The sequence below is a fragment of the Streptoverticillium olivoreticuli subsp. olivoreticuli genome, from assembly GCF_003391135.1.
In the GTDB taxonomy this organism is placed as follows: Bacteria; Actinomycetota; Actinomycetes; order Streptomycetales; family Streptomycetaceae; genus Streptomyces; species Streptomyces blastmyceticus.
The window spans coordinates 1,764,881-1,776,736 of sequence record NZ_CP031455.1; the positions used below are offsets into that span (position 1 = coordinate 1,764,881).

At 71.0% G+C, this 11,856-nt stretch carries 1 protein-coding gene; it reads right to left on the minus strand.

Annotation, left to right across the window (positions count from 1 at the left end; translation table 11 throughout):
- Nucleotides 1–20 precede the first annotated feature (20 nt).
- Entirely contained in the window at nucleotides 21–11,831 is an 11,811-nt protein-coding gene (locus DXZ73_RS07400; RefSeq protein ID WP_116210211.1) for a type I polyketide synthase, read from the minus strand.
- Between the last annotated feature and the right edge of the window lie 25 nt (nucleotides 11,832–11,856).

Sequence of the window (11,856 nt, forward strand, 5' to 3'; positions counted from 1 at the left end):
TCGCGCCGCGCACGGTTGGTTCACAAACCCAGCTCTTTGTCGATGAAGTCGAGGACCTGGTCGGTCGTGGCGACTTGGAGCTGTTCCTTCGCGCTGCCGGAATCGGGCGACGCGGTGGCCGCCTTCCATTTCGACAGGAGGGATTCCAGGCGGGCCGTGACCGTTTCGGTGTCGAGGTGCTCGACGAGGGCGGAGGACAGGGTGTTCTCGAGCTTCGCCATTTCGCGCAGGACAGGGTCGGTGGCCTCTTGTCCCGCGGCTCCTGCGGCGGTATCACCGTCGGGAGCCAGCTGCCCGCCGAGGTGTTCGGCCAGGGTGTCGGCGTCCGGGTAGTCGAAGACGAGCCCGGCGGGCAGGCGCAGTCCGGTGACGGCGGACAGCCTGTTGCGCAGTTCGACCGCGGTGAGGGAGTCAAAGCCGAGTTCCTTGAAGGTGCTGCCCGCTGTAAGGCTGTCGGTGTGGTGCCCGAGGACAGTGGCGGCCTGCTCACGGATGAGGCCGACCAGTGTGTGGTGCCGTTCGGCCTGCGGCAGGGCGGCCAGGCGGCTCGACAGGCCGGCGGGCTGCCCACCCGCCGTCGCGGTCGGCCTGCCCGCCCCACCCGTCGTGGGGACGGCGAGGCCGCGCAGGAGGGTGGGCCGGGTGTCCACAGGGTGCGTGGCCAGGGCCCGGAGGTCGAGGTCGAGTGCCACCAGGTGGGGGTGGTCGTGGCGGTGCGCGGCATCGAGCAGGGCCAGTCCCTGCTCGATGCTCATCGCCTTGACCCCGCTACGGCCCATCCGCGCCAGATCGGTCCCACTCAGGCCACCGGTCATGCCACTCGACATACCGCCCGATGCCTGCCACAGACCCCAGCCCACGGACAGGCCAGGCAGGCCAGAGGCCCGGCGGTGCCGCATCAAGGCATCGCAATAGGCATTGGCCGCAGCGTAGTTGGCCTGGCCGGGGCTGCCCAGCGTCGCCGCTGCGGACGAGAACACCACGAACAGGCCGAGCCGCAGATGACGGGTCGCCTCGTGCAGGTGGTGCGCGGCGGCGGCCTTCGCCGACCACACCCGCGCCAACCCCTCCGGAGTCTGCTCAGTCACCACAGCATCGTCCAGAACACCCGCCGCATGAACCACACCCGTCAGCGGATGAACCGGGTCGATCCCGGTGACCAGCCCGGCCACCGACTCCGGCTCACTCACATCCACCGCCACGACGGACACTTCGGCACCCCACTCACCAAGCCGCTCGATCAACTCGCCGACGCCCGGCGCCTCCGCGCCACGCCGGCTCGCCAGCAGCAGATGCCGCACACCCCATACGCGTACGAGATGCTCGGCGACCAGCTGACCCAGCATGCCGGTGCCACCAGTGACCACCACCGTGCCCTCGGGATCGAGGGCGGGCGGGATCTCCAGCACCAGCTTGCCGATATGCCTCGCCTGGCTCATGAACCGGAACGCCTCCCGCGCCCGGTCCAACGGCCAGGAACGTACCGGCAGCGGCTTAAGCCGATCTGAGGTGAACAATTCGGCGAGGCGCTCCAGCATCTGACCGATCCGGTCCGGGCCCGCGTCCGTGACAAGGTCATAGACCTTGTACGTCACACCGGGATGCTCGACGGCCACCCGCCCGGGATCACGCAGGTCGGTCTTGCCCATCTCAAGAAACCGACCGCCCTCACCCAGAAGCCGCATCGAGGCGTCGATGAACTCACCGGTCAGGCTGTTGAGCACGACATCCACCCCACGCCCGCCGGTGGACTGCCGGATCGATTCCTCGAAACCGGGATCACGCGAGGAGGCACGGTGAGCGGCATCAATGCCCATCTCCTCCAGCACACCATGCTTGCCGGGACTCGCAGTGGCAAACACCTCGGCACCCAGATGACGGGCGATCCGCACCGCCGCCATCCCCACACCACCGGTCGCGGCATGGACCAGCACCGACTCCCCCGCCCTCAACCGGGCCAGCTCCACCAGACCGTACCAAGCCGTCAGATACGCAACCGGCACGCCGGCCGCCTCGCTCATCCCCCACCCCTGCGGAACCGGCGCGACCATCCGCGCATCAGCAACCACCACAGGGCCGAACGCCCCCTCGAAAACACCCATGACCCGATCACCGACTGAGAGATGGGTGACATCGGGCCCGACCTCCGTCACCACACCCGCACCTTCACCACCCATGGCTCCGTACTCGGCGACCATGCCCAACACGACCAGAACGTCACGGAAGTTGATGCCCGCGGCGCTCACCGCAACCCGGATCTGTCCGGGCGCAAGAGGCCCGAGTACCTCCGGGCAGGCTGCCGCCGTCAAGTCCTCCAGCGAGCCGCCCGTCGCCAGCTGCAGGCGCCACGCCGGTACGCCGGGCGGCGCGACCAGCTCGGCACCTCTGCGCGCCTGGGCCAGGCGGGGGACGAGTATCCGGCATCCGCGCAGGGCAAGTTGGGGCTCGTCCAGCTCCTCGATGGCGTAGCGCAAGGTGGCCTGCGGGAGCTCGCCGCCGTCGCCGTCGACCAGGACGAAGCGGCCCGGGTTCTCCGACTGGGCACTGCGGACCAGGCCCCATACGGATGCGGTCGCCGCATTCACATCGTCGTCGCTGCCGGTGGCCACCGCGCCCCGCGTCACCACCAGCAGACGGGACTCGGCCAGCTCCGGGACGGCCAGGAACTCCTGCACCAGGGCCAGCGCCTGCCCGGCGACCGCCAGGCCATCACCGCCACCGCCGTCGGGCGCGGTCTCGACGTGGGCGACGACTGCCCACGGCGCCTCACCGCCGTCCCGCACCACATCGGCCGGACCGACATCGTCGGCGAGTGTCACCCACGCGCCGCCATCCGCGGCACCCGGCTGCGGAGCCGGAAGCTGCGTCCAATCCACCGTGAACAGACCACGTACGTCGCGCTGTCGGGAGGCCAGGAGTCGGCCGGGCTCTATGGGACGCATCCGCACGGCGGCGACGCTCAGGACGGGACCGCCGGTCGCATCGGTGACCGTCACGCGCAGTCCCTGCTCGGTGGATTCCCCGACCGGGCCGATGCGTACGCGGACCGTGGTGGCTCCCACTGCCTGCAGTGATACGCCGTTCCACGCGAAGGGCACATGGATCCGGTCGTCCCCGGAGCCGTCCTGGAAGCGGGCGGCCAGGAGGGGGTGGAGTGCGGCGTCGAGGAGAGCGGGGTGGATGCCGTATCCGTCGTGAGCACCGGCGGCCTCGGGCAGAGCGACCTCGGCCAGCAGATCCCGGCCCTCCCGCCACAACGACCGCAGGCCCTGGAACGACGGGCCGTACACGTATCCGGCGGCGGCCACCCGCTCGTAGAAGCCCTCCAAGTCGACCGGCTCCGCACCCGCCGCGGGCCAGGATCCGATCGTCCGGTCCGCCACGGGCGCGGGCCCCGGGGCAAAGACACCGGCCGCGTGGCACACCCAGGTGTCGTCGCCTCCGGTGGCGTCCGCATCGGGGCGGGTGTAGACGCGGACTTCGCGGCGGCCGTCGTCCGCCGCCGCGTCGACCACGACCTGCACCCGCAACCCGGACGACTCCGGCACCACGACCGGAGCCTGCAACATCAACTCCTCGACCGTGGCGCAACCGACCTCATCCCCGGCCCGCAACACCCACTCCACCAGCGCCGCACCCGGCACAAGCACCGTCCCGGCAACCTCATGATCAACAAGCCACGACATGCCCGACCGCGACAACCGCCCCGTCAGCAGACAACCACCCCGGTCGGCGAACTCCACCGCCGCACCCAACAACGGATGCCCCGCCGCCACCAACCCCAAGCCCACCGCATCCACACCACCCGCCCTACCGGTCGGCCAGAAGCGCTCCCGCTGAAACGCATACGTCGGCAGATCCACCGCCCTCGACACGGGATCAGCCGCGAACCACACGGACCAGCCCACGGGCACACCACTGACCTGCAGCCGCGCCACGGCTCGCAGGAACGCCTCGTCGTCCCGGCGTTCCCCGGCCAGCGACGCGACGAGCACCGGCTCCGGGCCGTCCAACCCGTCCAGGGTGTGCTGGGCGGCGGTGGTCAGGACCGGGGCGGGACCGAGCTCCACAAAGACCCCGGCGCGCTCGGCGACGTGGGCGATGGCGGGCTGGAAGAGAACAGGCCGCCGCACATGCCGGGCCCAGTACTCCGGCGTCGCGATCTCCTCACCCGCGGGCCGCCCGGAGACATTACTGATCAGCGGGATCACGGGCTCCTTGAACTCCACCTCACGGATCACCTCGGTGAAGTCCTCCAGCATCGGCTCCATCAACACCGAGTGGAACGCGTGGCTGACCGAGAGCGCCTTCGCCTTACGCCCCCGCCCCGACCAGAGCTTGACGATCCGCTCCACCTCACCGGCCGGGCCCGAGATCACCGTGGAATCAGGGGTATTGAGCGCCGCCACACCGACGGCACAACCTTCCAGATCAGCAGCCAGCTCAACAGGCGTCGCCTGCACCGCACACATCGCACCGCCCTCGGGCAACGCACCCATCAGCCGGGCCCGCGCACCCACCACCCGGCACGCACCCGCCAGATCGAGGACTCCGGCCACATGCGCGGCCGCGATCTCCCCGATCGAGTGCCCGATCACCACATCAGGGCGCACCCCGACCGACTCCCAGAGCCGGGCCAGGCCCACCTGCAACGCGAACAGCCCCGCCTGCGCCCACACCGTGTGATCCAACCGCTCCTTCGGACCGCGGAAGACCACCTCCTTCGGCGAAGCCCCCAACTCCCCCTCCAGCAGGGCACACACCTCATCAAATGCCACCGCGAACACCGGAAACCGCTCATACAACCCCGCACCCATCCCCACCAGCTGACTGCCCTGACCACTGAACAGCCACACCACATCACCGCTCGCGCGAACCCGCGAAGAAGACGGACCGACCAACGCCGGATGCGTCTCCCCCGCGGCCAACGCCTCCAAAGCGGCAACCGATTCAGCCCGCTCCCGACCCACCACAACAGCCCGATGCCCGTGCAACGCACGCGTCGTCACCAACGACCGACCCACATCACTCAGCGACACACCGGACACGCCGTCAGCGAAGTCGCCCAGGCGACGCGCCTGATCACGCAGAGCCTGCGGACTGCGAGCCGAGACCACCCACGGCACCAACGCGCCCTCAGACGCACCAGCACACTCCGGCTCCTCGCTCACGGCAGCCGGCTCAGGGACATGCTCAATGATCAAATGGGCGTTGGTGCCCGAAGCGCCGAAAGACGAGACACCCGCCCGGCGTGGCCGGTCCACCTCGGGCCACAGCACCGGCTCGGACACCAGCCGAACCGCCCCCGCCTCCCAATCCACATGCGGCGTCGGCTCATCCACATGCAGACTCGCCGGCACCACACCATGCCGCATCGCCATCACCATCTTGATCACACCGGCAACACCAGCGGCAGCCTGCGTATGGCCGATGTTCGACTTCACCGAACCCAACAACAACGGCCGCTCGGCATCCCGGCCCCGACCATACGTAGCCAGCAACGCCTGCGCCTCGATCGGATCACCCAATGTCGTACCCGTGCCATGCCCCTCCACCACATCCACATCCGCCACCGACAGCCGACCACTCGCCAACGCCTGCCGGATCACCCGCTCCTGCGACGGACCATTCGGCGCGGTCAACCCATTGCTCGCACCATCCTGATTGACCGCGGACCCTCGTACGATCCCGAGCACCTGATGCCCATTGCGCCGCGCGTCCGACAGACGCTCCAACAGGATCAGGCCGACACCCTCGGAGAAGCCGACTCCGTCGGCTGCGGCCGCGAACGGCTTGCAGCGGCCGTCAGGGGCAAGGCCACGCTGACGCGAGAAGCCCGCGAACACGTCGGGGTCGGCCATGACGGTCACGCCGCCCGCCAGAGCCAGGTCGCACTCGCCCTGCCGCAGCGCCTGCGCCGCCATGTGAATCGAGACGAGGGACGAGGAGCACGCCGTGTCCACCGTGACCGCCGGACCCTCCAGACCCAGCGTGTAGGACACCCGGCCCGAGACCAGGCTGCCGGAGCTCGCCAGGTAGGCATGGCCCTCCAGTTGGGCGTCGGCCTCGGGGAACGTGTTGGCGTAGTCGTGGTACATCACGCCGACGTACGTACCGGTCAAGCTGCCCTTGAGCGTCGTCGGATCGATGCCCGCCCGCTCGAACACCTCCCACGACGCCTCGAGGAGCAACCGCTGCTGCGGATCCATCGCAAGCGCCTCGCGCGGGCTGATCCCGAAGAACGCGGCATCGAAGTCGCCCGCGTCGTGCAGGAACCCGCCCTGGTCGCTGTAGCTGGTGCCGGGGTGGTCCGGGTCGGAGTGGAAGAGCCGCTCCAGATCCCAGCCCCTGTCGGCGGGGAACGCGCCCATCGCGTCCTTGCCGGAGTCGACCAGGCCCCACAGTTCGTCGGCGGAGGTCACCCCGCCCGGGAGGCGGCAGGCCATGGAGACGATGGCTATCGGCTCGTCGGCACCGGACGCTGCCGCCGTCACGGGGGAGGCGGTCACGGGCGCCGAGGTGCCCGCAAGGCGGTGGACCAAGTGGGCCGCCAGAGCCTGGGGGGTGGGATGGTCGAAGACCAGCGTCGCGGGCAACCGGAGGCCGCAGGCCGCCGACAGACGGTTGCGCAGTTCGACCGCCGTCAGCGAGTCGAAGCCGAGATCCTTGAAAGCCGCCTCCACATTCACCTGGGCCGCCGAGCCGTGGCCGAGCGCCGCGGCGGCGCACTCGCGCACCAAGTCGGTCACGGCGGCCAGGCGCCCGGGCTCGTCCAGGCCGGTCAGGCGCGCGGCGAGCGCTCCGTCGGAGAGCCCGGCGGACGCCACGCGGCGCTGCGTGGTGGGCACGACGAGCGTACGCAGCAGCGGGGACAGGCCGTCGGCCGTGGCGCGCGGGTCGAGATCGGCAGCCATGACGTACGGGCGGCCGTGTTCGCAGGCGGCGTCCAGCAGGGCCAGACCGCCTTCGGTGGTCAGCGGGGCGAAGCCGGTGCGCCTCATGCGGGCCAGGTCCGTCTGGCTCAGATGCCCGGTCAGTTCGCTGGCGGCCTGCCACAGGCCCCAGCCGACGGAGAGGCCCGCGAGCCCCTCGGCCCGGCGGTGCCGCATCAGGGCATCGCAATAGGCATTGGCCGCGGCATAGTTGGCCTGACCAGGGCTGCCCAGCGTCGCCGCTGCGGACGAGAACACCACGAACAGGCCCAGGGGCAGATCACGGGTCGCCTCGTGCAGGTGATGCGCGGCGGCCGCCTTCGCCGACCACACCCGCGCCAGCCCTTCGGGCGTCTGCGCGGTCAGCACGGCGTCTTCCAGGATGCCCGCAGCGTGCACGATCCCGGTCAGGGGGTGGGCCGTGTCGACTCCCGCGAGCAGTTCGGCGACCGCGTCCGGGTCACCGACGTCGGCCGACGCGATGGACACCTCGGCCCCCAACTCACCAAGACCGTCGGCGAGTCCGGCGCTGCCCGGCGCCTCCGCGCCGCGTCGGCTCACCAGCAACAGATGCCGCACACCCCATACGCGTACGAGATGCTCGGCCACCGCCCGGCCGAGCACACCGGTGCCACCGGTGATCAGGACAGTGCCCTCGGGATCGACGCCCACGGCAGCATCGCGCTCGCCCTCGTGCGTGGCGGCGGCCCGGGTCAGCCGGGGCACTCGTATCCCACCGCCACGCAAGGCGAGTTGCGGCTCGTCCGCGTGCCGCGCCACGGACATGGCTGTGGCGAGCGTGTCGTCCGGGCCGAGGTCGACCAGCGTGAAGCGGCCGGGGTTTTCCGACTGGGCGCTGCGGACGAGACCCCATACGGCTGCGGCAGCGGCATCCACGCCACTGTCACCGCCGGTGAGCACCGCCCCCTTCGTCGTCAACACCAGCTGAGCGTCGGCGAGTTGTGGTGCGGCGAGCCATGCCTGTGCGAGGTCAAGGACGCGCGAGGCGAGCGCCAGGCCGTCGTCACCAGGGTCGGGCTCGACGGGGACGGCCACCGCCGACGGCGCCGGGGCCCCCGCCTCGATGGACGCCACCAGGTCCCCGAGGCCGGCACCGTTCCGCCCCAGCGCCGCCCAGCTGCCGTCCGGGGCCTCGGGCTGTCCGTCGGTGGACGGCGGCGAGATCCACTCCAGGTCGAACAGGCCGTGCCGCCGGTCGCGGGTGGCCGCCGCGGCGAGGCGGTCGGTGTCGGCCGGGCGCGAGTGCAGGCCGCGCACGGTGAGCACGGGGGCGCCGACGGCATCGGCCACGGTGATCCGGACCCCCTGCTCGACCCGCTCGCCGAGCAGCGAGAGGCGGACCCGGACCGTGGTGGCCCGCACCGCGTGCAGTTCCGTGTCGCTCCAGGCGAACGGCAGCCAGATCTGCCCGCCGTCGGAGGGCGGAAGGAGCAGCGCCGCGGGCTGGAGGACGGCGTCGAGGAGGGCCGGGTGGATGCCGAACCCGTCCGGGTCACCGGCTTCTTTCGGCAACGTCACCTCGGCCAGGACATCCCCACCCTCGCGCCACAGCGCCCGCACGCCGCGGAACGCCGGCCCGTAGCCGTACCCGGCCCGCTCGGTCCGCGCGTAGAGGTCGGAGACGTCCACCGGCTCGGCACCGGCCGGGGGCCACGCGCCATCCAGGGTCTCGACTCCGCCGACCGCCGTTTCGGGGCCGAGCACACCGGTCGCGTGGCCGGTCCACGGCCGTGACGCCTCAAAGGCGTCGTCGTCATCGGGGCGGGAGAACACCTGGACGTCGCGCCGCCCGTGCGTGTCGGCCGCGTGCACGACGACCTGGACCTGCAGCCCTCCGGATTCGGGCAGCACGAGCGGCGCCTGCAGCGTCAGCTCCTCCAGGGTGGGGCAGCCCACCTCGTCGGCGGCCCGCAGCACCCACTCCACCAACGCCGCACCGGGCATCAGGGCCTGGCCCGCCACTACGTGATCGTCGAGCCAGGAACCCGACTGTCGCGACACCCGGCCGCTCAGCAGCCGAACGTCCCCACTGGCCAGGCCCACGGAGGCGCCGAGCAGCGGATGGCCGGACGCGACCAGTCCGAGGCCTGCCGGATCGCCCGCCCGTCCGCCGGAGGAGGCCAGCCAGAACTGCTGGTGTTGGAAGGCGTACGTGGGCAGGTCGACGGTACGGGGAGTGGGCCCGGCAGGGAACCAGCGCCGCCAGTCCACATCCACCCCGGCGGTGAAGACCTGGGCGACGGCACGGGCGAGCTGGACGGCATCCCCATGGTCACGACGCAGAGTCGGGACCACCACGGCGGACACACCCGCCTGCTCGATGGTCTCCTCCATACCCAGATTCAGGACCGGGTGAGGACCGACCTCGATGAAGACGCGGTAACCGTCCGCGAGCAGGCCTTCGACAGTGTCGGCGAAGCGGACGGGCTGACGCAGGTTCCTCACCCAGTAGTCGGCATCCAACCCGGTGGTATCGGCGCGCTCCGCGGTCACCGTCGAGTAAAACGCCACCTCGGCGCTCACCGGCTGGATACCGCTCAACCGGTCCATGAGCAGGCCGGCGAGCTCATCCACCTGCGGGCCATGGGACGCATAATCCACATCGATCGTACGAGCACGCAGACCGCGCGCCCCGGCGTCCGCGACCACTGCGGCAACCTGCTCAGGCGGACCCGAAATCACCGTCGAAGACGGCCCATTGACCGCAGCGACCCCCACCCCCGACCGATCACCGATCAGCCCGACGGCCTGCTCACGGCCCACACCGAGAGAAGCCATCGCACCACGCCCGGCGAGCTGTCGGAGTGCGTCGCTGCGTACGGCGACGATCCGCGCCGCATCCTCCAGCGACAGGGCCCCAGCCACACACGCCGCAGCCATCTCACCCTGCGAATGCCCCACCACAGCCGCAGGGGTAACCCCGCAGTCGGCCCACACAGCGGCAAGGGAGACCATCACCGCCCACAGAACAGGCTGAACCACCTCCACCCGCGACAGCTCACTCCCGTCCCCGCGCAACACCTCCGTCAACGACCACTCGACATGCGAAGACAGAGCCCGCTCACACTCAGCGATACGAGCAGCAAACACCGGGGACTCATCCAGCAGCCGGGCACCCATACCCACCCACTGTGACCCCTGCCCCGGGAACACCAACACCGGCCCCGGACCCACGGCACCCGCCACCCCGGACACCACATCCGGCGAAGCCTCACCCGACGCCAACGCCCCCAGCCCGGCCAGCAGTTCCTCGTGGTCATGGCCCACGACCACGGCCCGGTGCTCGAACACCGACCGCGTCGTGGCCAGCGACCAGCCCACCTCCACGGGTGATGCCCGTCGCGAATCGGTGGCGATCCACTCGGCCAGCGCCCCGGCCTGCGCCCGCAGCGCCTCCGCACCACGCGCCGAGACCGCCCACGGCACCACCGCACCCGCTCCGCGCTCCGGAGCAGGTTCGGACCCGGGCTCCTCGGCGGTCTCCCCGGGCGCCTCCTCCAGGATCACGTGTGCGTTCGTGCCGGACATCCCGAACGCGGACACCCCGGCGCGGCGCGGGCGTTCACTGCGCGACCACGGCACCGGCTCGGTCAGGAGCCGGACGGAGCCGGAGGACCAGTCGACGTGCGGGGTCGGCTCGTCCGCGTACAAGGTGGCGGGCAGCAGTTCACGCTGCAGCGCCATCACCATCTTGATCACTCCGGCCACACCGGCGGCGCCCTGGGGGTGGCCGATGTTCGACTTCACCGAGCCGAGCCACAGTGGCCGGTCCTCGTCGCGGTCGCGGCCGTAGGTGGCGAGCAGGGCACCGGCCTCGATGGGGTCGCCCAGTCTGGTGCCGGTGCCGTGCGCCTCGACCGCGTCCACCTCGGCGGCGCCCAGTCCGGCGTTGGCCAGGGCGGCGCGGATGACGCGTTCCTGAGCGGGTCCGTTGGGGGCGGTCAGGCCGTTGCTCGCGCCGTCCTGGTTGACTGCCGAACCGCGCAGGAGGGCCAGCACCTTGTGGCCGTTGTCACGGGCGTCGGACAGGCGTTCCAGCAGGATCAGGCCGACGCCCTCGGAGAAGCCCGTCCCGTCGGCCGCGGCGGCGAACGGCTTGCAACGGCCGTCCGGAGAGAGCCCACGCTGGCGGGAGAACTCGGTGAACATGCCGGGGGTCGACATCACGGTCACGCCGCCCGCCAGGGCCAGGTTGCACTCCCCCTGCCGCAGTGCCTGGGCCGCCAGGTGCATGGCCACCAGCGACGAGGAGCACGCCGTGTCGACGCTCACCGCAGGACCCTCGAGTCCGAGGGTGAAGGAGATGCGGCCGGACAGGACGCTCAGGGCGTTGCCGGTCAGGAGGTGGCCCTCCACCGTCCTGTCGGCGTGCCCGCCGCCGAAGCCGGGCACGCCCGCGCCGACATAGACACCGGTGGGGGTGAGCTTCAGCGCGGCCGGGTCGATTCCGGCCCGCTCGAGGAGCTGCCAGGCGGTCTCCATGAGCACCCTCTGCTGCGGATCCATGGCCAGCGCCTCGCGCGGGCTGATACCGAAGAAGGAGGCATCGAAGCCCGGGGCGTCGTGGAGGAACCCGCCGTGGCGCACGTAGCTGGTGCCCGTGTGTTCGGGGTCGGGGTGGTAGAGGCTCTCCAGGTCCCAGCCGCGGTTGGCGGGGAAGGGGCCGATGGCGTCACCGCCTTCGGCGATCAGCTCCCACAGCGCCTCGGGCGAGCCGGTGCCGCCCGGGAAGCGGCACGCCATGGAGACGATCGCGATCGGCTCCTGGTGGCGCTCCTCCACCTCGCGCAGGCGCCGGCGCGTCTGCCCGAGATCGACTGTCACCCGCTTCAGATACTGACGAAGCTTCTCTTCAGTACTCGGTTCGGTACTCGGCATCGAACGTCACGTCTCCATCAGTTCC